21 protein-coding genes are annotated in these 23537 nt (G+C 30.2%); 6 read left to right on the forward strand and 15 right to left on the reverse strand.

From position 1 onward, the window contains the following. Positions 1–16: 16 nt before the first annotated feature. From ACREWB_RS17485 to ACREWB_RS17495, 3 genes are all read right to left on the reverse strand, one after another. Positions 17–1453 carry a carbon starvation CstA family protein gene (locus ACREWB_RS17485; protein WP_431548743.1) on the reverse strand — a complete coding sequence of 479 codons (1437 nt, stop codon included), beginning with the start codon at positions 1451–1453 and terminating at the stop codon, positions 17–19. Between the two features lie 101 nt (positions 1454–1554). Further along, positions 1555–2256: a LytR/AlgR family response regulator transcription factor gene (locus ACREWB_RS17490; protein ID WP_431548744.1), complete on the reverse strand. Its 702-nt coding sequence runs from the start codon at positions 2254–2256 to the stop codon at positions 1555–1557. A gap of 4 nt (positions 2257–2260) precedes the next feature. Beyond that, complete coding sequence (locus tag ACREWB_RS17495; protein ID WP_431548745.1) at positions 2261–3934, reverse strand: LytS/YhcK type 5TM receptor domain-containing protein; 1674 nt, start codon at positions 3932–3934, stop codon at positions 2261–2263. A gap of 175 nt (positions 3935–4109) precedes the next feature. Between ACREWB_RS17495 and ACREWB_RS17500 the strand changes: the two genes are divergently transcribed. Next, positions 4110–4718 (forward strand): 3'-5' exonuclease, encoded by a 609-nt coding sequence (locus ACREWB_RS17500; RefSeq protein WP_431548746.1) that lies wholly within the window; start codon positions 4110–4112, stop codon positions 4716–4718. 55 nt (positions 4719–4773) lie between these two features. On the opposite strand, the gene ACREWB_RS17505 is transcribed toward ACREWB_RS17500, so the two are convergent. From ACREWB_RS17505 to ACREWB_RS17560, 12 genes are all read right to left on the reverse strand, one after another. Continuing rightward, positions 4774–5499 carry a hypothetical protein gene (locus ACREWB_RS17505; protein WP_431548747.1) on the reverse strand — a complete coding sequence of 242 codons (726 nt, stop codon included), beginning with the start codon at positions 5497–5499 and terminating at the stop codon, positions 4774–4776. 64 nt (positions 5500–5563) lie between these two features. Further along, entirely contained in the window at positions 5564–6649 is a 1086-nt protein-coding gene (locus tag ACREWB_RS17510; protein WP_431548748.1) for a GerAB/ArcD/ProY family transporter, read from the reverse strand. 22 nt (positions 6650–6671) lie between these two features. Next, the gene (locus ACREWB_RS17515) at positions 6672–7820 is read right to left on the reverse strand and encodes a Ger(x)C family spore germination protein (protein WP_431548749.1); all 1149 of its coding nucleotides are present in this window, start codon (positions 7818–7820) and stop codon (positions 6672–6674) included. Between the two features lie 50 nt (positions 7821–7870). Beyond that, positions 7871–8992, reverse strand: a complete 1122-nt coding sequence (locus ACREWB_RS17520; protein WP_431548750.1) for a Ger(x)C family spore germination protein — start codon at positions 8990–8992, stop codon at positions 7871–7873. After that, complete coding sequence (locus ACREWB_RS17525) at positions 8989–10077, reverse strand: GerAB/ArcD/ProY family transporter (RefSeq protein ID WP_431548751.1); 1089 nt, start codon at positions 10075–10077, stop codon at positions 8989–8991. The genes ACREWB_RS17520 and ACREWB_RS17525 overlap by 4 nt, the downstream gene beginning before the upstream one ends. Positions 10078–10079: 2 nt before the next feature. Beyond that, the gene (locus ACREWB_RS17530; protein ID WP_431548752.1) at positions 10080–11192 is read right to left on the reverse strand and encodes a Ger(x)C family spore germination protein; all 1113 of its coding nucleotides are present in this window, start codon (positions 11190–11192) and stop codon (positions 10080–10082) included. Beyond that, a complete protein-coding gene (locus ACREWB_RS17535; RefSeq protein WP_431548753.1) occupies positions 11189–12283 on the reverse strand; it encodes a GerAB/ArcD/ProY family transporter in 1095 nt (364 codons plus the stop codon). Before ACREWB_RS17535 ends, ACREWB_RS17530 begins: the two co-directional genes overlap by 4 nt. 8 nt (positions 12284–12291) lie before the next feature. Continuing rightward, a complete protein-coding gene (locus ACREWB_RS17540; RefSeq protein ID WP_431548754.1) occupies positions 12292–13773 on the reverse strand; it encodes a spore germination protein in 1482 nt (493 codons plus the stop codon). A 292-nt stretch (positions 13774–14065) separates the two neighbouring features. Then, complete coding sequence (locus ACREWB_RS17545) at positions 14066–15307, reverse strand: hypothetical protein (RefSeq protein ID WP_431548755.1); 1242 nt, start codon at positions 15305–15307, stop codon at positions 14066–14068. A 165-nt stretch (positions 15308–15472) separates the two neighbouring features. After that, complete coding sequence (locus ACREWB_RS17550; RefSeq protein WP_431548756.1) at positions 15473–16702, reverse strand: aminopeptidase; 1230 nt, start codon at positions 16700–16702, stop codon at positions 15473–15475. Between the two features lie 108 nt (positions 16703–16810). Then, a complete protein-coding gene (abc-f, locus tag ACREWB_RS17555; protein ID WP_431548757.1) occupies positions 16811–18709 on the reverse strand; it encodes a ribosomal protection-like ABC-F family protein in 1899 nt (632 codons plus the stop codon). Positions 18710–18904: 195 nt separating this feature from the next. After that, positions 18905–19051: a hypothetical protein gene (locus tag ACREWB_RS17560; protein ID WP_431548758.1), complete on the reverse strand. Its 147-nt coding sequence runs from the start codon at positions 19049–19051 to the stop codon at positions 18905–18907. Positions 19052–19227: 176 nt separating this feature from the next. Between ACREWB_RS17560 and ACREWB_RS17565 the strand changes: the two genes are divergently transcribed. The 5 genes from ACREWB_RS17565 to nagB all read left to right on the forward strand — a co-directional run bounded on the left by ACREWB_RS17565 (position 19228) and on the right by nagB (position 23487). Then, positions 19228–19785, forward strand: a complete 558-nt coding sequence (locus ACREWB_RS17565; protein WP_431548759.1) for a hypothetical protein — start codon at positions 19228–19230, stop codon at positions 19783–19785. 202 nt (positions 19786–19987) lie between these two features. Continuing rightward, positions 19988–20719, forward strand: a complete 732-nt coding sequence (locus tag ACREWB_RS17570; protein WP_431548760.1) for a GntR family transcriptional regulator — start codon at positions 19988–19990, stop codon at positions 20717–20719. An 11-nt stretch (positions 20720–20730) separates the two neighbouring features. Beyond that, the gene (gene murQ / locus ACREWB_RS17575) at positions 20731–21609 is read left to right on the forward strand and encodes an N-acetylmuramic acid 6-phosphate etherase (protein ID WP_431548761.1); all 879 of its coding nucleotides are present in this window, start codon (positions 20731–20733) and stop codon (positions 21607–21609) included. Then, positions 21593–22762 carry an N-acetylglucosamine-6-phosphate deacetylase gene (gene nagA / locus ACREWB_RS17580; protein ID WP_431548762.1) on the forward strand — a complete coding sequence of 390 codons (1170 nt, stop codon included), beginning with the start codon at positions 21593–21595 and terminating at the stop codon, positions 22760–22762. Before murQ ends, nagA begins: the two co-directional genes overlap by 17 nt. Beyond that, on the forward strand, positions 22762–23487 hold the full coding sequence (nagB, locus tag ACREWB_RS17585) for a glucosamine-6-phosphate deaminase (protein WP_431548763.1): 726 nt from the start codon (positions 22762–22764) through the stop codon (positions 23485–23487). Before nagA ends, nagB begins: the two co-directional genes overlap by 1 nt. Positions 23488–23537: the final 50 nt, after the last annotated feature.

Genomic DNA, 23537 nt, shown 5'->3' on the forward strand with positions numbered 1-23537 from the left:
AAATTCATAAAAAATTCTACAAATTAGCGTTTGTTTTTACTTGTACTTTTTTTGCTGCATTTAAGAAAATTATCATTGATGCAATTGCTGCTATAATTCCTACTGGATATGCAATCCCTGCTGATAGAGTAAATCCTTCTGGTGCAATTAAAATATAGGAAATAGACACCGCTGTCATAAATGTAGCTGGAATTGTTGCAATCCAGTGATTTCTAGCTATACTAGCCAAGTACATACCCGCTGTCCATAATACAATGGTAGCTAAAGTTTGGTTAGACCATCCAAAGTATCTCCATATTATTGCAAAATCCATTTTAGTTAAGATGAACCCTATCAAGAATAATGGAAGACTAATTAAAAATCTATTTTTAATAGGACCTTGATTAAATTTAAATGCATCGGCTAATGTTAATCTTGCACTTCTAAATGCGGTATCCCCAGATGTAATAGGACAAGCCACAACTCCAAGTATAGCAAGCATTCCACCAATTTTTCCAAGTAATCCAACTGAAACTCCATTAACTACCCATGCTGCATTATGACCAGTTATTGCCATAGTAGCATTTAACTGAGGCACTCCTCCAAAGAAGCTCATAGCTGCTGCTGCCCAAATTAATGCAACTACACCCTCTGATATCATTGCACCATAGAATACGCTTCTTCCTTGTTTTTCATTTTTTAAACATCTTGCCATTAAAGGTGATTGAGTTGCATGGAACCCTGAAATAGCTCCACATGCAATTGTTATAAATAACATAGGGAATATTGGGTGTGAACCTGGATTTGAATGCATATTTGTCAAATTACTTAGTGTTATTTCTGGAATAGGGAATCCTCCAAAAATCAAGGCAATAGCAACACCAACTGCCATAAATAATAATGCAAATCCAAACACAGGATATATTTTTCCTATAAGCTTATCTATTGGAATCATTGTTGCTATTACATAATATGCGAATATTATATAAATTAATGTTGTAACATTTATTCCTGTTAAACCTTTTAAGATACCCGCTGGTCCCATTACGAAAACTACTCCTACAAGTACCAAAACTACTATTGAAAACACTCTCATAAAGTTTTGAAAGCCTTTACCAAGATATTTCCCTACAACTTCTGGAATACTTGCACCATCATGTCTTAAAGATAACATTCCTGAAAAATAATCATGAACTCCACCTGCAAAAATGGATCCAAGTACAATCCACAAAAATGCTACTGGTCCCCACATTGCACCTGCGATTGCGCCGAATATAGGTCCAAGTCCTGCGATGTTAAGAAACTGAATTAAGAAAATTTTCCATCCAGGCATCTCAACAAAATCTACACCATCAGCTAGCCTAATAGCTGGTGTTACTATTTTGTCATCTGCTCCAAAAGCTTTTTCTACAATTTTACCATAAACAAAATAACCTACTATAAGAGCAATAATTGCTAAAATAAACGATATCATATGAACGCCTCCTATTTATTTGTTAACTAAATTGTAATATATTTTTATGAGTTGAATACGCTTTCATACATGAAACAACAAAAAAAGCACATAAAGTGCTTTCATATACCCATTATACGCTTAAACTCAATTATATTGCTTCTACTTACTGGTATCTCAACTTCTTCACCTTGTAACTTTATCATGAAAGTATTGTTAAACCATGGAATTATCTCCGTTATTTTATCAGTATTAATAATATATGATCTATGGCTTCTAAAAAACAATTCTTTAGGAAGTTTTTTATAGAATTCTGTAATACTACAATTTATACTATATTGAATTCCTTTAATAGAAATTAATGTTTCCCTTTCACTTGCCTCACAATAAGAAATATCAATTATATGCCTTACTATCATTTTATTGTCTTTCCAAAGAGTTATTTTACTATGCACATTTTTTCCATCGGTTGGCTTCTCAAGCTTTTTTAATATATTAATTATACGTTCTTCTGAATAAGGTTTTAAGATATAATCATAAGCATGAATTTCAAAGGCATCTACAGCATAATCTTTATGAGCGGTAATAAAAATAATAAGGGGATGTTTTTGAAAATGACTAACTATTTTACCTAATGCCATTCCATCTAATTTAGGCATATTAATATCCAGAAAAATTATGTCAGGTTTATTTTGTTCAATGAACTCTAGTGCTTTAATAGAATCATCGAATTCATCCATTATTTTAATATTACTAAAATTCAATATGAAATATTTTAGTTCCTCTCTTGAAGGATATTCATCATCAACAATAATACAGTTCACATCATCACTCCCTTATTTTTCTGACATTAAATTTAATTCTAGTACCATTTTCAAGTCTTTCTATTTTTAATCCTTCACCATAAATGTATTTAAGTCTATTATGAACATTAGACATACCTATTTTATTTTCTTCCATTTTACCTTCATATACCTTTTCTATGATGTCATTTGAAATGCCAACTCCATCATCCTCAATTACTATCATAATGTTTTCAGCATCAATTTTTTTAATATTAATAATTACGCTACCCCAGCCCTTACCTTCTAAAATACCATGTTTTATAGAATTTTCAACAATGGGTTGAATAATAAGACTTGGGATTTTAACGTCCAAATTATCTTGGATATTATAAATTATATGCAGTTTATTTCCAAACCTTGCTTTTTCTATTTCTATATACGCTTTAACCTGCTCTAGTTCCAGGTATATATCCACAGGTTTTTCTCCTTGTTCCAAGTTATACCTTAAATAAGTAGATAAATTTATAATTAACTCTCTTGCGCGATTAGAATCAATTCTAATAAAAGAAATTATAGTATTAAGTGCATTAAATATAAAATGAGGATTTATCTGAGCTTGCAGTGCCTTAATTTCAGCCTTATTTGCCAAATGCTTTAGCTCTCCAAGTTTACTTATTTCAAGTTGGGTAGAAATAAGTTGAGATAATCCTAATGCTAAACTTATATTTCTAAAAGAAATTGCATCCTCCTTGCAATAATACAGTTTTAAAGTCCCTATAATTTCGTCTCCTTCTCTTAATGGAGCAATAATTGCAGATTTCAGTGTACATTGCTTACTATGGCACTCTATCTGATTTGCATTAGTTAATGAAATCAAGTTTCCTTCCTTAATAACTATTTTTGTAGCCTCAGTCACAACCTTATGGCCTTTAATATGATGGTCCGATCCTACCCCTACGTGTGCTAATATATACTCCTTATCTGTTATAGCTACTGCATCTGCTCGAATTGAACTTTTAATTATTCCACATATCTTATCGTATGAACTTTCATCCATCTCTCTAAAATAAGGCAAGGTTTTATTAGCTATTTCCAAAGCAATCTGTGCTTGCTTTGCTGCAATTTCATCCTTTTCCTTAAATATCTTTTGAATTATTAATATTAATATTGCAATTCCAATGGCATTTGCAAAACTCATAGGAAAATATATACTTTTTACAATAATTACTGCCCTACTATAAGGCTTTGCAATGGTGAGTATTAAAATCATTTCCATAATTTCCATTAAAAGCCCACCCATTAAGCCATACCACCACTTGTTAGTTTCATTGGACTTGTTATATATTATGCTTGCAACTACTCCTGAAATTATAGTTGTAATTGTACAAGGTACTGATGTAATTCCCCCTATATCTACGAGAAGTCTGTGGATTCCAGCTATAATTCCTGCCATTATTCCTACAAATGGACCATATAGGATTCCCCCTGCCATAACCCCAATAATTCTAGTGTTAGCAATAGCTCCATTAACATCTGTGCCTGTGTAAGTTCCTAAAATCCCAAATGCCCCAAAAATTATTGAAAGCATAATTAATTCTCTTTTCCTAAATTTATCCTTTTGGACAATATTCTTAAAGCCTCCTATTTTAGAAACAAAAAAAGCAATAAGAATTACATATCCTAAATTATTAGTAAGATTTCTTAAAAGTTCAATCATTAGTATTCTCTCCATTTCTAACCTTTACTATCATTATTAAATACAGCCTTATTAATAGTATATACAACATTCAATAATATATAAAGCTATAAAATCTATGTTATAATTAATATTAGGTTGTTTTAAATTAATAAAAATATAAAGGACCATTAATATGTTATCTTGGAGGGTTTTAATGAGAATGATTTTTTTTGATACAGAAACTACTGGCATAAGGCCAGGAAACATATGTCAACTTAGCTATATACTTGTTGATACGGGTTATAAGCCGACAAAAACAATAGGTAAAAATTTTTTTTTCACAGTAGATTATGTAGAACCATCTGCGCAAGATGTTCATGGATTCAGTGTTGATGCATTATTTGCACTGAGCGATGGTAAAACTTTTGAAGATTCATACGAAGATTTTATTGATGATTTTATAACTGCAGATATTCTTATAGGACACAATGTTAATTTCGATATAAAATTTTTAACTCACGAACTTAAAAATTGTGGACATACTCTAACTCCTAAACATACATTCTGCACAATGAAATATTATAAAGATATCTGCAAACTTTACTCTGCACGGGGTGGTTATAAAAACCCAAAATTATCAGAAAATATTGAGTTTTTAAAATTAAATGAAAAAGAAATAAATTTTAAAAGCATTGAGTATTTTGGCGATACTGCAAACTTTCACGACGCTAGATTTGATACAACTGCAACTTATTTATTGGTTACACAAGGTATTAAAAAAGGTTTTATACCTAAGCATTACTTTTCGCAGCTTGCAAAATAATTCACCTAAAAATAAACTACACTATAAATAGTACTTATAGTGTAGTTTATTTTTATTAGAATTCATATATTATACCTTGGCAAAACACCCTTTTAATAACTCTATTATCCACATAAATCTGAATTGTATCACCCTTTTGCGAGTATAATTCTACAGGTAAATTAAGATCCCATACAAAGTTTCCTGATTTTAATTTTAATTTTGTTTTATGATTATGTTTTCTCCCTGCTAAATCATCAAGGTCTGCACCTAATAACAAACCTTGTCCCGAGGACATACTATCAATTTGTATTCTTGGATAATCAATAATCTTTGCAACCATAGGAATAATATTTCCTATGGTTGCATTACTTATATAATCTATCTCTTCATCTATAATAATGCAGCCATTTTGGATTACAATATTATTAATATCCAGTAAAAAGTATGAATTAATTTCTTCATTATCAATGATTTTATAACGAAAATTTTGTTCATTACGTAATATTTTAAGATATACTAGTTTTAATAATTCTTCATAAGTATTATCTTTAAATTTACTAAATTCTTTGTTTACTATATTATCTATACTTTTGTTTAATTTTTCTTCATTTATTTTTCCTAAAATACTTTTGCATCCCATATAACCTGCTAATTGAGATTTAATTTTAACTATATCAAAATCAGCATCCTCTAACAGAATACTTGTACTAGCCACCATAAATACATTTGTATATTGCTGATATGCGCATTGAATAAACCCTAAATATTTATTATTTTTGTTATATACATTAAATGGCATATTGTATCACTTCCTTTTAAATGTTTTTTTATTCTATAGATTAATATTATACATCTAATTGCTGTTACTTTCGACCTTTATCTTTTATAAATATCAATATAGCAATAATAGATATGTATGCAATATTAAATAAAACTATTTTAGGAATCACATATCCAAGGAAGTCTCTTCTTTGCACTTCATTTTTAAATAGTGAACATAAATAAATGATAATCGGAAATAAAACCCAATATACATTCTTTTTATCTTTTATTTTTAATAAATCGTTTAAAATATATGTAACTACATATTGATCATTTGCTATAATTTTAAACATTACTATACTCCATAAAAATAGAAACAAATACCGAAAACTATTTAATACTGGTACATTTATTACTTCTGTTGCTAGTAAAACTGGCCATAGTGCTATAGAAGTAACCTTATAACCTAAACTATATATGCATATAGCTGTAACCCAAAAATAAATTACGATAGTGGTAAACAAGGCTTTAAAAGTTATATTTTTTACTTTGTTTTTTTCTTTTAAAACAGGATAAATTAAAAATATAGCTTCCATACCTCCATAAGCTAAAGCTGATTCAAGGCTACCACTGAAAATATTTTTAATCCCTGTCCCAAATATAGGGAAAAAATTTAAGTAGTTTCCTTCTTTTAGTGTTCCTATTAATATAAATGTTAAAATAACTATAATATATAGTGAGATTTTATTGATTCTCCCCAATACTTTTATACCTTTATTACTTAAATACATAGCGGATAATATGGTAGGAATAAAAATTTTTATTGGTGTTAAAAAGGGTGTTGCATATACTCTAAAAATATTACTTAAACTTACAACAGTGATCACTAAAAATATACCAAATTGAACCATAAATAGAATATTGCATATAGTTCCCAACACCTTACCTAAATATATTTTACTCAAAGCCAATATATCCTGATTGGGATGTTTTTTTGCATAATATATAGCAAGTAATGCTAAATATAGAGGATAGATACCACCAATTATTACTGCTACCCATCCGTCCTGCTTTGCAGCCTGCACCATGGTATTAGGTAATGCTAAAATACTTGTTCCAATTATAAATCCCACTAGTATTGCAATAGCTTCTCTCTCTTCCAGCAAGTTCTGTTTTACTTTATCCATCTTATTTACTCCCCATGTACATCTAATATTGCCCTATTCCAATCTTATCAATTTTCACCTTTACTTTCACTTTAATATTAGCGTCACTTACCTCTTCATTCCAATCTACCCCTGTTTCCCTACCATATTTGGCTGCAGCATACATTCCTAAATTTAAGCAATCTATTTTATAATTATTTTTCATTTTATCCAAAAAATCATAACATATTTCCTCTATTTTTTTTGACATAAGTTCTTCAAATTCACTTTCACTTTCTTTATTAATATTTTTATATAATGTGTTCTCTATAATGTCACCCTGAAAATCTAACTCAATGATGAATTCGTATTTTCCACCTCTCTTATTGCATTTTACTTTCCTTTTCACCATTGCATCATAATTTATATACTTATCTGGGCCTTCCTGCAAACACAATATTCCTTTCCCTTTTTTCTCCCTAAGCATATTCATAACTTTTCCATCTTCCATAGGTAATACATAGGCCATTTTATTCCCTTTAAATAAAGCCATACCTGATAAAATAATATTATTATCCTTTATTTCTAAATAGGGAAGTACTAAATTCTCTCCTTCTGATTTCAATGCTAAATATATATTCACTAAATTATATTGCGGACTTAAAAAATTATAGTTTTTGGCATTTCTAACCATACCTTCCATATAATCTGCTGAACTAGGATATCCGTCTACCTTAAACTTTAACATATCTTCTGCCTTCCCTTTACATACTGAAAATATATCTGTATCATTAATATTAGGATTTAAAAAAAGTATATTTATTATATCTAATATTCCATAGTATGCCTGCTGCTCGCCTACTATAGATATTCTTTCAGTACCAACCGTATAAGGTTTTGTGGACTTTAATTGTCTTTCTTGCCTTGTTTCTCCAATACTGCTGGCATTTGTCTTTATAATACTACTGCTATGTTCTCTATTTCCTACTGTTTTAATCGCACTTTTTAGCACAACCCCTTTTCCCTTCTTTTTAAAATCATATATACTAAACGGAACACTATATTGCACTTTACCATTTAACTCTTCATTAATATCAAACCCAATGCCTGCAATTATATTTAAGTCCTCCATAGAACTTACTTGCAGTCTTTCCACATAAATGGAAGCTATAAACGCCACTAAAAATGCAATTAATATTTTTCTATTTTTCATCAGGTGTCACCTTCTATTTTCATATTACTGCTTTATTACTTACGCTATATTTAATACTGTCCTCTTCCTAATTTATCAATACTTACCTTTACATTTATGTTGATTTTAGAATTAGAAACAACCTCATTCCAATCTACTCCCGTGTCTCTACCATACTTTGCAGCAGCAACCCATCCTAACTGCAGTAAGTCTAGCTTATATTTATTCTTCATCTTCTCCAAGAATTCAGTACACATTCCACTCACTTGTCTTGCCATATCATCTTCAAATTTTTTGGTTCCCTCTATGTCTGATGCCATGTCTTTATATAATTCATTGTTAATAATTTCTCCTTTCAAATTTAAGTTTATATTAAAAGTATATTTATCCCCTATTTTCCTACAAGTTATTTTTCTTTTAGATTCTACTTGAAAATTCACATATTTCTCTGAATCCTTTTGTATAGTTAATATGCCCTTCACGTTATTTTCTCTTAACATATTCATTATTCTTGTATCCTTCATATCCAATATAGCAGCTAGCTTATCCTTACTAAAAACGGTCAATCCACTTATTTTAATTCCATCCTCCATTATTTCAATATAAGGACTAACTATATTTTTGCCCTCTGCATCCATTGATAATATTGCATCCTTAAGCATGTAACCCTTTTGGAAAAAATTATAGTTTACTGAGTTTTCAACCATATCAGCTATTCCCTCTGCTGAATTATCATAACCTGGAATCGTATAATTAAAATATTCTTCATTTCTACCTTTACATATCACTAAAAATGCATTATCATTAATTTTAGGATTTTTAAAATTCACATCCATTAAAGCTCTTATTCCGTATTTAGCATATTCCTCTTCTACTAAACAAATTTTTGTAAGTCCTAAAAAAAACTCTTTTCCTATTTTCTTTTGCCTATTTTCTCTTGTTTTGCCAATAGTACTGCCTACTCCTGTACCTATTAAAGTTTCAACACTTGAATCTAACCTATATGTATTAGCTGTGGAAGTAATTCTATAGCTTATATCCCCCTCAACCTCTTTATCTATGCCTACACCTATTCCCACAGAAATGCCCAAATCCTCCACACTTAGTAAGTGTATTTTCTCACCGCCAAAAAATACTAGAATTAATGTACTACATAAAAAAATAACAAATATTATGTTCAAAACTCTTTTCATTTTATCCTTCCTTTTTTTATCCATATTAAGCTGGCGATGAGGGTTATATACATTAAATTGTATATAGTGCTGATTGGGGAAGTATATTTTGTGATTTGATCCATTGCTACCATATCCCCATAATATGTGTTTGCTATTATAATAACTACAATAGCAATAACTACATATACTACTTTTTTATTTTTTATTTTTTTAATATCATCTAAAATAAAAACACACACATAATTGAAAATTCCCACAGATTTAATCGCGATAATTAACCAGCAATATATAAAAACATACCTAAAATTGTTTACTATTTCAACCCTTACTGCCGACGTCACTGCAAAAAAACTCCATATTGTCTTAGGAATAATATCTTTTCCCATATAATATATAGTTATAAAAGTAATCCATGTATACATAACGGTAGTAATTCCTACAGCCTTTAAAACGGAACTTTTTATCTTTTTACTATCATTTATAAAGGGATAAATTAAAAATATAAGTTCTAATAATGAATAATCATAAACACAATCCAAGCTTCCTTTTAAAATGTTTACTATTCCTGTTCCAAATATAGGGCTTACATTTAGAAAGCTTCCATCTTTTAAAATAGAAATAGTAGGGATTATGATTGCAAGCGTTAGCCAAAAGGTTATAGTACATATTCTTCCAAGCACTTTAATTCCTTTACTTGCTGCATATGCTCCTAAAATAAATAAAACTACATAAATCTTTAAAGGAGTTAAAGAAGCTGTGGTATCTGTTCTTACAATTATACTAAAAGTTGAAATTAGAGGTGGAAAATAGCTGAAAAAGCTTAGTAAAAAAAGGAAATTCAACATGGTTCCAAACTTCTTGCCAAGGTATTTTTTACTAAGCACTAAAATATTTTCCTTAGGAAATTTCCCACTTACATATATAGCTAAGAGAGCAACATATAGTGGGTATATAGACCCTATTAACACAGAAATCCACCCATCTTGTTTTGCATTAACAATTACATCATTAGCTAAACTTGCTACCGTTACATCAACTATAATTGCTATTAATATAAAAGTAACCTCATTTGGAGTTAGTAGATTTTTCTTTTCTATCTGCATCCCTAATAATCTCCTCTACCCTGTAAATCTGCATTAACTACTACATATACTTTAATCTCTGCGTTGGAAACCACTTTATTCCAATCAGTCATCTTCTGTCTTCCATACTTTGCAGCAGCTTCTCTTCCAAGTGAAAGACAGTCTACCTTATAATCACTCTTCATTGTTTTTATAAATTCATCACATTGTTTTTCTATACTCTTTTCCATATCTTTTTCAAATTCTTTTTTTTTGTTTATATCCGCCTTCATATCAGCATACATTTCATTATTAGTAACCGCACCTGTAAAGGTCAAATATATATTGAAACTGTATTTCTCTCCTTGTTTATAGCATTTTACCTTTCTCTTTTTACTTGCTGCATCAAAATCAATATATTCTTTAGAACTCTTTTGAAGGGATAATATCCCACGCACATTGTCATTTTTTAAAATATTAAGTATTTTAGATTTATGTATATCTGCAAGATGTACCATTTTATCATCTTTAAAAATTGCCATACCAGTGATTTCTATCCCTTCCTCGGTTAATTCTATATATGGAAGCGTCAGACTTCTACCCTCAGCTCCAATCCTAACATATGCATCCATTATCTTGTAGTTATTAGAGAAAAAGCTGTAATTACTATAAAATTCTATAAGCCCACTCATATACTCTGAAGCGTTACTATACCCTTTTTTATTATATTTTAAAAAATCTTCTGCTTTCCCTTTACATACTGCCATATAAGCTTTACTATTTGTTTCTGGATTTCTGAATCTATCCTCTATCAAAGTTTCTAATCCATATCTTGCATATCCCTCGCTAATCAAAATTATCTGTTCTTGCCCTTGTACAAACTTTTTATCCATCTTTTGTTGTCTTTTCTGAATTATTTCACCTAAATTTTGACCCTTATCATTAAATAAAACATTTTCTTGTGTACCACTAGATTTATAAACGTTTGTATTAATTGGTATACTGTATTCAATAATATCTTCGCCTTTTCTTTCAATATCATAGCCAATGCCACTAATAGTCGCTACCGCTTCAATAGCAACCCTTTCCTGGCCAATCATAATAAATACATAAATAAAAACTCCAATGATTATGATGAAGTATTTTTTCTTGTTCAAGCTTTGCCTCCTTTCTTAAAAAGAATAAATACAGCAATAGCAGTCATGTACAATAAATTAAATAAGGTATACCACGGTAAAAAAATATTACTGATGTTTTGCCTACTTATCTCATTTCCATAATTAAAAGCTAAATATAAAAGTATTGGAAACATTAAAAAATAAATTTTTTTCTTCTGAACTTTATATGCAAAATCCTTTAAAATAAATACACTTGCATAACTGTTAATGGTAATAGTTTTGAATGCAATTATGCTCCATACATACATAAAAACATATCTATAGTTATTAATTACTGATAAACTTAAACTTTCTGTAACTACCAGAAACGACCAAAAACTTTTATTCACAATATCTGGTCCTAAAAAATATGTGGTTATGAAAACACACCAACCATAAATAACTATAACTATAGTTACACTAATTAACGACGCTACTAGCATCCTTTTTTTTTCTTTCAGAAAAGGATAAATCAGTAGAATTATTTCCGCTCCTGAATAAGCAAAAGTTGACTGAAAAGCTCCCTTCAATATTGAACTAAATCCAGAACCGAATACAGGATAAATATTTGTAATATGTGAAAATTTTAAAGCATTTGTAGATGTTAGCATCATAGCTATAGTAAGATAAAAACAAATTTCACTTATTCTTCCTATTACTTTCAGCCCTCTAGAAGCAGCATAAATAATACAGATAAAGAGGATACCTAGGAATTTAAAAGAAGTAAGAAATCCCATCATATAACTTCGCATTAAATTACTATAATAACTAGCAATTAATGCTGCAACGAAAATAAAATAAGTTGCAAATATTAAATTAAAGCTAGTTCCAAGAATCTTACCAAAATACTTTTTACTTAAAATTAAAATATTATCATTAGGAAACTTTTTACCAATATAGCTAGCAATAATTACAACATATAATGGATATATACCACCTATTAGAGCGGAAATCCATCCATCCTGATGAGCAGTTTTTACTACACCATTTGGAAGTGATAAAATACCAACTCCAACAACGGTACCAAAAATAATAGTGCCAAACTGACTCACCGTTAAGTACTTTTGATTTTTGTTAGAGTTCCCTTCCATTTTATTCACTACCTTTTTTTCATAAACTTATTTCTAAAATCTGTTTGCCTTGTTGAGTCCCCAGTAGGAATTCCCTGTGGCCGCTTGTTCATCTTCCACAAGGGAGCTCTAATAAAGGTATCCTTCATATCACTTTTATTAAACGCAAAATATGGTACACCTAAACTATCTAAAGATGAGAGATGAACTAAAATTAAAAACCACCCTACAGCTATTCCAAATATGCCCATAATGTTTGCTAGTATAAGCATTGGAAACCGTATTAATCGAATAGAAAGAGACATATCATAATTTGGGATTAAGAAAGTAGTAATTACGGTAATCCCCACTACAAGCAAGGTAGTAGGACTAACCATTTTAGATTGAATTGCCGTATCCCCTATAATAATACCTCCTACTAAACTTAATGTTTGCGCTATTTTTGTAGGAAGCCTTAATCCACCCTCCCTTAAAAATTCCACAACTATTTCCATGGCCATAATCTCTAAAAATGGAGTTAGTGCAATTCCTACCCTTGACTGAACAATTGGGGTAACGAATTTTATGGGTATAAGTTCTACATTAAATTTTATTAGTGTTAAATAAATAGATGGTAGGGTAATGACAACGCAAGCCGCCAAAATCCTAAGAAATCTTACAAAAGAAGATAGTATAGTTCTCTGCGTATAATCCTCCACCGCTTGAAAAAACTGCATAAATTTTGCTGGATACATAAGAACCATTGGTGTTCCTTCTAAAACAACAAGTATTCTCCCTTCTAACATATTTCCAATAGCTCTATCTGGCCTTTCCGAACTATCGGCTTGTGGAAAAATTGTATAGGTATAGGTTTCAATAAGCTGGTCAAGCGCTCCAGCTGAAAGTACACCATCTACATTAATGGCTTCTAATCTCTTTCTTAATTCTTCAACTACTTGATTATCGGCTACACCATCTAAATAAACTATTGCCACATCACTCTGCATTCTACTACCTACATTTAATATCTCAATGGTCAGGTTATTATCTTTGACTTTTCTTCGTATTAGACTAATATTCACTTCTAAATTCTCTACGAAACCATCTCTTGGCCCTTTTGATGCAGTTTCATTCATAGGCTCCATAATAGCCCTTTGTTGTCCACCTGTAGTGTCAGCTATTATTACTCCTAAATCACCATTTATTAGTACCGCAGTTTTCCCTCTTTTTAGATAATTAATCACAACTTTCAAATCTACCTCTACCAATGTATTACTCATAGAAACATATCTTTTACTAAGATAATCCGCTACGTTAGCCTTCCCTTTTAAATTTTCTTGTATATGAAGCATAAGAGGATTTAATATATCTCTATCAATAATGTCCTTGTTAGCAATTCCATTAACATAGATAATAACAGCTTCTAGAGGCTGATCAATACCAATATAAAAATGCTTTACTACCATAGGACTTTGTGCACCTAACCCATTTCTAATTAAATCTATATTTCCATCTAGATTTCCATTTTCCATTGCAATCACCATGTCCTTTTCTCATAGATAAGCACCTTTACAATACAAATTGATACTTAGACTTTTATTTTTTTATCTTACATAGTTTTTCTATATTACATAGTTTCTCTTATTTACTCTAAAATATCCACTTTTATAAACATTATTTATATTAATTGCCCACACCTTAAAATATAAGAGCAATAGATTCATAATGCTATACACCATTATGGATCTATTGCTCTTATTATAAAAACCATATAAGTCTAGTGACTTATATGGTAAATTTATTTACCGTTTTTAAACTAATCATTTAGAATAAAACTAAATCATCATCAAAAACTATATGCTCGCTTTTATAAGTTTCCACACTATCTGTTTGCATGTCTATTATTGAAGTTTTTTGACCATCTCTTATGTTTAACGTAATTAGGTAGCGATTATTAATGCATTCTTGTGGATACCCTAATTTTTCTGCATAAGTATAATCAATATTACCACTCATAATTTCTTTCACGCGTACTTTACCTTTAGGGAAAAACCTTTTTTGAAAAATCACTTTATACTTTCCATCTAAATTCCAAGTATAACTGGAGGAGTTTATGGTTGTATCCTCATCATTTTCTGATAGTAATGTAACAAAAGTTTTTTCTAGGCTTCCCCTATTTAAAATAACCATAACATCATTTCTAACTTTCCCAAACTTATTTATTTCATAATATATATTATCACTATCTGTACCAGCAAAAAACTCGTAACCATCAATACCTTGAGTTTCCAAATCTACAAATTCTAATTTCTCAGAGCCTTCTTCAATGCCTCTAATGAATTTTTTTACTGGTATGTATCTAATACGATCCCAGTGAAAAAACTTATCTTTCTTAGATTTCTCTCCAGCTTGTATATCAAAATATATCTGTTCTTTGTCATAGGGTTCTAAATAGTTTTCTTCGTACACAACGCACTGCTCATTTTTTAATGAAGTTTTAAAAAACACTGAACGGAGACCTCTTAAAAAATCTTTATCCACTACTTCGAAGTTTTCTTCACTACGTGTATTATAAATTATTGCCTTATCATATCCATAATTTTCTTCTGGAGTTTCAAAACTCTCAAATTCTTCAAATGTTAATGTATGCCCTTCCTTGAAAAAGACTATATATGTATCCTCATCTAATTTTTCAACTAATAAAGAATCAAATTTCTTATCCATTTTAAAATTAAATACTGTTGTGACCTTTAAAGTATTAATGTTAACACTATTCAAGCTATACTCGTTAATTAAAATCTGCTTTTTAACTGTTACATAATAAAACCCGTCTTCTCCCTCTACTGTTTTTTGCTGAAAAAAGTCCAATATTATTTTATCTCTATCTGTATTCACTTTGGTAATTTTTTTATCATAAGTATTATAAGTATAATAATTTATAATGCCTAGGTCATTAAAATCTTCACTAAATACATCTACTGTTTCCCTCAAAAATAGTTTTCCATCTAATTTACAAACTGGTTCTAACTTATTATTTGTTAGTTTCTTTAAATCAATTATTTCCATAACTTACTCCTTATTCTCTAATTTAGTATATACATTGTAATTATTTACTAATATATGTATTTTATTCAACACTTAAATATATTTTTTAATATACCCATAACATATAACAAAAAAAATAACTAGTCAGTATGATATCATACTGACTAATTATTTCAGTCTAACGCATTAAAATACAAAATTCCCATTTTTAAATACAATCACTTCTTTTCCATCTCTTGTAATACCTACTATTTGCAAATCTTTTGTGCCAACCATAAAGTCTTCATGTACAAAGGAATCATTAACTTCAAGTTTTTGGAGTTCCTGCGCACTTAAATTTTCACCATTTTTTATACATACTGGATATGCTTTTCCAATAGCCAAATGGCATGAAGCATTTTCATCAAATAGTGTATTGTAAAATAATATGTTTGAATTAGATATTGGAGAATCATACGGTACCAATGCTACTTCACCAAGATAACAAGATCCTTCATCAGTTTCAATAATGCTCTTTAAACTATCGTAACCTTTTTTCGCGCTGAAATCTATAATCTTACCTTCCTTAAAAGTTAGTGAAAATTCTTCTATTAAATTTCCATTATAGTTTAGAGGTTTTGAGCTTACGACTATTCCATTAACCCCAGTTTTTTTAGGAAGTGTAAATACTTCCTCAGTAGGCATATTAGCTATAAATTCTACACCTTCAGGAGTATACTCTGATCCCCCAAGCCATAAATGATCTTCTGGAAGTTCAATTTTAAGATCAGTACCCAAGGAGTTTTTATATTGTAAATACTTAAAATTCTTTGAATTTAAGAAATTCATACTTTTCTTTAGGTTTCCTTTATGTGTTTCCCATGCTGCAACAGGGTCAATTGTATCAACTCTTACTGTTTTAAATATAGCATCCCAAAGTTTTTCCACTGCTTCATCTTCTGAAACTTCTGGAAAAACTTTTTTTGCCCAAGATATTGTTGGAATTGATGCAACACACCAAACATTTCTATTACTCATAAGCCTTTCTCTATATTCCTTTATTGCATTACTAGCTGCTTTATGCGATTTTGCCAATCTCTGTGGATTAACATCCATCATAAGCTCAGGGTCAGAAGCTGAAATACTTAAAAACGCCGCTCCCTTGCGCACATTGGACAAATAAAAATCTCTCTGCCAATCAGGGTATTCTTCAAAGACCTCTTCAGGGGCATTCATGAATCTAATTTTTGCAGATAATTCATCTCTCCAGTTTACAACTACATCTCTAGCGCCTTCAATATACGCAATTCTAGATGCGATTCTAACAAATGCTGCACACTCTATAGGAGCATTAATTACGAGGATTTGATTCTTTTGAATATTAATTCCTGCCTTCACCAATAAGAGGGCATATTTTTCTAATAATTCGTTGTTCATAATAAAACTTCCTTTCGTTAATATAATTTGTGTATTAATTTGTTTTAAGTTGCTTTAACCATAAGAAAATTATACCATAAAGAGCCAGTATATAAAATTAATATATCACTAAGAGTTTTCGATTTCCATCCACTTTTCCATAATCATGTCTAATTCTTCTTGAATTCTTTGTTTTTTATTTCCTAACTCCAATAATATTTCATATTCACTGCCCTTATTCGTCATTTCCACATCTATATCACTAAGATTTACTTCAAGCTCTTTTATTGTATTTTCTAAGTTTTCTGCTTCTTTTAATTTGTTATTACTTGTTTGTTTGTGGATAATTTCTTTACTCTTTAATTTTTTCTCTTTATAAATACACGTAGTTTCTATTTTATTTCTTTTAAACTCATTTTTCTTTTCTTTGTAATATTCATAATTACCCTTATAATCAACAATCTTCTTATCTTCAATTTCGCATATTCTCTCTGCCAATTTGTTAATGAAAAATCTATCATGAGATATAAATAATATAGTCCCATTAAATTCCATTAAAGCTTCTTCAAGATTTTCTCTTGAATCGATATCCAAATGATTTGTAGGTTCATCCAGTATCAAAAGATTTATATCATTTTGAATTAATATACAAAGTTTAAGTCTACTCTTTTCTCCACCAGAAAGATTTTTAACCTTTTTAAACACACTTTCTCCATAGAATAAAAACTTAGCAAGAATTCCTCTAGCTGGACCTTCCAGAATATAAATGTCCTCTCTAAAGGATTCAAGAACTGTTAGCTCTTCATTATTAAATTCTATATTTTGAGGGAGATATCCTATTTTCGTATTAGATCCTAACTTCACCTCACCTAAGTCCCCATTAGTTTCGCCTAAAAGAATTTTTATAATAGTTGATTTACCACTTCCATTATCCCCTATTAAAGCCGTACGCTCACCGAATCTTACTTCTAAATATAAGTTATCTAATATATCTTTCTGTTCAAAGCTTTTACATAAACCTTTAATACTTATAGTGTCCTTTCCAGACCTATCAGTATCTTCAAAATTCAATTGAATTTTAGGTTGATTTATTAGAGGCTTATCAATTTTTTCTACCTTATCTAATCTTTTTTGCATACTTGCTGCTCTTTTAAAAAACTTTTCATTATCTGCTTGAACAGCCCATATCCTCAATTGCTTTATTGCTTTTTCCATAGCTTTTATTTTTTTCTGTTGATCTTTATATGCTTCAAACTGTTCAAAGACCCTTCTTTGCTTTTCAATAACATAATAAGAGTAATTACCATGATAAAAAGAAGTTTCTCCATCTTCAATTTCAACCACTTTTGTTACAACTCTATCCAAAAAATATCTATCATGTGAAATAACTATTACAGTCCCTTTGTACGCTTTAAGGTAGCCTTCAAGCCATTCAATAGATGTCACATCTAGATGATTTGAAGGTTCGTCTAAAAGAAGTATATCTGGATTCTCCAGTAGAATTTTGCCCAGTATTACAATAGTTTTTTCACCACCACTTAGACTGATAAAATCTCTACTCAAAAACTCGTCATTAAACTTTAGCCCAGTGCAAACCTTGCTCATTTTTTCTTCTATATCATAACCGCCTTTTGTTTCATATAGAGCGCCCAGTTCTCCATATTTTCTTAATGCATATTCTAATTCATCGCCCTTTAAACTAGACATCTGCACTTCTAATATTTTCATTTGACTATTTATTTCATATTGAACCTTAAAAGCAATTTTTAAAACATCTATTACTTTAAACTTTTCCGGGTAATCCGGTATTTGATGCAAATAACCTATAGTTGAATTTTTTCTTATGGATATGGTACCTTTATCTTGATTTTCTATACCAGCAATAATTTTAAAAACCGTAGTCTTACCTGTACCATTTCTTCCTATGAGTCCTACTCTATCTCCTTCTTGAACCTCAAAAGTAATATTTTCAAAAATCCTATTACCTCCAAAATATTTTTCTACTTCTTTTAACGCTAATTGTATCATTATAAATTCCTCCTCTATATTTTTCTAATTTAAATTCCCCTGTACAAAATAATAAAACCCCAGTAAGATATACTTACCAAGGTTTTTATTTGTATTTTGATATAAATTAGCTATACTAACGAATTTTTAATCGAAACAAAAACCTAGGCAAGATAATCCTCACCTAGGCTTACAAATAATATAATTATAATGTAGTTAAGGCAAAAATAGCTCACTTCTTTTTAGTAACATATTCAATTTTAGGTAGACTTCTCCAGTAAAATGAAAACCTGTAAATGAGATTCCAGCCAGTGACATTGGTAGTCTATCTAAAATTGTATTTTCTAAAAAGAACATAGCCATTATTTCACCTCCATAGATTTAAAAACTTATTACTCTAATATTACCATATATTTTATTTTATTTCAATATTGTAATTTATAAAACAAGTTAACAATATTGATATAAAAAATATTAATTTATGTGATTTTGGTTATACTAAATTCAAATATATCTTATCAGAATAAGGAGGATTTTTAATGAAATCAAAAATCATACTATTAACATCTGCTCTATTAATTGTATTGTTTGTAGGTTGTTCTAAGGCTGCTGAAACGCCACCAAAACAAACAACCCCGCCAGAAACAACACCTGAAGTAGTAACTACAGCTTCAATAGTAGATACTGAAGCTGCTTTTGAAAAAGCCATAAGTGGTAAAGGTACGTGGATAATTGCAACAATAAAGAACTTAACTTTTGACAAAGATCTAGTAGTTGAGGGCGAGTATAAAAACGGCAAAAAAGATGATGCTGGTAAAGATGTTATACAACGTAAGATAGCCCTCTACGCTCAAGATGAAGATCGAAATGTAACCGCTAGATACACTTTGACTGCTCCAAAATTAACTTTTAATAGTCCGATGGGAAGCATAGAACATGGAACCTTCAAAGGTGACCTTTATGTTTCAGCAAATGATTTCCAGTTAAAAGATGCTACAGTTGACGGAAATGTATATTTTACTACAGCAGAAGCGAAATCCACTTTCAAAATGGATGCTACAAGTAAAGTCACTGGAGTTCAGGAAATGGCAAAATAATATAATATTAAATAAAAATCAGTTAACCAATAGATGAGTTAACTGATTTTTATTTTTATTTTTATTTAAATAGTTAAAATTTATATTTCCATATCATAAGATGCCACTTGCCACGTGGGTGGCACCATATTGGTATATACAACATGTTAACTATATGATATACTGAAGTAGAACTAATTTATATTCCTAGGAGGAAATTTATATGCGTATAATTTCAAAAGTTAACCCTCTACCCTTATATTATCAGCTTAAAGAAATTTTACAAGAAATGATTGAAAATGAAGAATTAAAGCCTGGTGATATGATCCCAGCTGAAAGAGAATTATGTGAAATTCAATGTGTAAGTAGAATGACTGTTAATAAAGCTATTATGTACCTTGTTAATGAAGGCATTATATATAGAGAACAGGGCAAAGGTACTTTTGTATCCGCCCCTAAAGAAAAACAACAAATTTCTAAATTAAAAGGATTTACTGAGGAAATGGAGGATAAGGGCTTTAAATCGCAAACTAAAATTCTTTCTTTTAAATTAAAACCAGCCACAAAACAGGTTAAAACAATATTAGAAATTGAAGATCCGTCGACACAATTAATAGAAATTAAAAGATTACGGTTAAGTAATGATGAACCACTGGCAATTGAAACTGTGTGGCTTCCACATCATCTTTTTAATGATATGACAACAGAAATGATAGAAGGTAAATCTCTTTACTCTATTTTCAGAGGAAAGTATGGCATAAATCCAATAAAGGCAAAACAGACAATAGAGCCTATTATTCTAAGTGAATATGAGTGCAACCTTTTAAACCAAAAACCACACTCAATAGCCCTTATGTTTAAAAGAACTACTTACACTCAGGATGGAACACCTATAGAATACACTAATTCAATATATAGAAGTGATAGATATAAATATGAAATTATTTTAGAGTAGGGGGCGAATTTATGAATTTAGATGAATTAAATACCATTGAAGTCTTGCAGCAAATTAATGATGGAGATAAACAAATAGCAGTGGCAATTGAGAAACAGTTAGATAATATTTCAAAAGCTGTGGACTTAGTAGTAGTTGCAATAGAAAATGAGGGCAGATTAATTTATATCGGCAGTGGTACAAGTGGAAAACTTGGGGTTATAGATGCATCTGAATGTCCACCTACCTTTGGCACTGATGATTCACTTGTTGTAGGAATTGTTTCTGGTGGAACTGATGCACTAAGTGGATGGCTTGAACATACAGAAGATGATACTGAGCTTGCTATAATAGATTTAAAAGAAATACACCTTAGGAAAAACGATATTTTAGTTGGAATTACAGCCAGTGGAAATACTCCCTATGCTATAAGTGCTCTTAAATATGGTAAATCTTTGGGTTGCAAAGCTATTGGAATTAGTTGTAGTGATACCGGAGTGATAAGTGAGATATGCGATGTTTCAATTCAAGTTATTGTAGGTCCTGAGATAATACTTGGATCAACAAGAATGAAAGCTGGTACAGCTCAAAAAATGGTTTTAAATATGATAAGTACTACTGTTATGATTAAACTTGGAAAGACCTATTCTAATTTAATGGTTAATGTAAAGCCTATTAATATTAAACTTCAAAATAGAGTTAAAGAAATAGTTAAAGAGGCAACTAAAGCTGATGAATGTATAGTTAATGAGGTAGTTCAGAAGTGTAACTATGACGCTAAAACCGCAATTGTTGCAATTGAAACTGGCAGTAGCATTACTTATGCCATGAAATTATTAGAAAAAAGTAACGGAAACGTATGGCAAACTCTTAAACTATGGAGGGGATATAAAATTGAAAATCATAATTAACGGAAAAATTCTTATTAACAATGACGTAGTTTACGGGAAGTCACTATTGTTTGATGAAAAAATAATAGAATTTGTTGAAGCTGAAGATTTAAAAAAATCACTGCTCAAATGTGATGAAATTATTGATGCAGGTGAAAATTTCGTATCCCCAGGATTTATTGATATGCATGTGCATGGTTCTGGTGGATATGATGTTATGGATGGAACCAAGGAGGCACTGAATGTTATAAGCAGCTTCCTTGCCCAAAATGGAGTTACAGGTTTTCTTCCAACTACTATGACTATGAGCGCAGAAAAGATATATGCTGCTCTTGACAATGTTCGTAATCAAATGAAAAAGAAAATAAATGGAGCTAAAATTCTTGGAGCACATATGGAAGGTCCTTTCATAAATAAAAAGTATAAAGGAGCTCAAAAGGAAGATTTTATTATTAAGCCTAATTTTAAATTTATTGAAGACTATATTGATGTTATAAAACTCATAACCTTAGCCCCTGAAGAGGATGAAAACTATGATTTTATTAAAGAAACTAAAGAAAAAACAAATATAATACTTTCAATAGGCCATTCTAATGCTCAGTATGAAGAAACAATGGAATCCATAAAATGTGGAATTAGCCACGCCACACATACTTTCAATGCCATGACTCCACTAAATCATAGAAAGCCAGGTATTGTAGGTGCAATTTTTAGTAGCGATGTATATTGTGAATTAATAGCAGATGGGATTCATGTTCATCCTTCAATATTTAATATATTAAAAAAAGTTAAAGGACTTGACAGAATAATTTTAATTACTGATTCAATGAGGGCAGGTTGTTTAAAAGATGGCGTATCTGAACTTGGAGGCCAGAAAGTAATAGTCAAAAATAACTCCGCAAGACTAGAGGACGGGACCTTAGCAGGAAGTATTCTAAAACTTAATGAAGGCGTTAAAAACTTTATGAATAATACTGATATAGGGATATGTGAAGCAATAAGTTTAGTATCCATTAATCCTGCTAGAGAGCTTGGACTAGATAAAGTAAAAGGCAGCCTAGAAGTAGGTAAGTACGCTGATATAGTAATTTTAAATAGTGATTTTGATGTTCAACAAACCATAGTAGAAGGTAATACAGTTTTTAAATCAAACGAAATGAAGAGGTGCTTATAATGAGAATTATTGTAGTAGACAATTATGAGGAAATGAGCTGGAAAGCTGCAAGCTTAGTTAGCAGTCAAATGATCTTAAAACCAAATACCATTCTAGGTTTAGCAACAGGAGACACTCCCCTTGGAATGTACAGTGAACTCATAAAATTATATAATAAAAAAGAAATTGATTTCAAAGAAGTAAAGTCTTTTAACTTAGATGAATATTACGGAATAGATGGAAACAATAATCAAAGTTACTATTATTATATGATGCACAATTTCTTTAAACATATTAATATTTCACATGAAAATATTAATGTCCCAAATGGAGATGCTGAAAACATAGAAGAGGAATGCTTGAGATATGAAAGAGAAATTAAAAAATCTGGTGGCATTGACATTCAAGTTCTTGGAATAGGAGTTAATGGACACATAGGTTTTAATGAGCCGGATGTCAATTTTGAAGCTGAAACTCACCTTGTAAATTTAGATGAGAGTACTATAGAATCAAACTCTAGATTATTTAAGAGGATAGAAGATGTTCCTACTAAAGCCATTAGTATGGGAATAAAAACTATAATGTATTCAAAGAGAATTGTCCTTTTAGCAAGTGGACTTTCAAAAGCTGATGCTATTTACAAACTCATAAATGGTAAAATCAATCCTGAAATTCCTGCTTCAATCCTTCAACTACATCAAGATGTAACTGTAATTTTAGACAAGGATGCCGCAAGCAAATTATAAAAAGCAAGTGTATCAAAATCCCCAGAGGGTGAGGATTATGATACACTTGC

The organism is Clostridium sp. (assembly GCF_050717635.1).
In the GTDB taxonomy this organism is placed as follows: Bacteria; Bacillota; Clostridia; order Clostridiales; family Clostridiaceae; genus Clostridium_AD.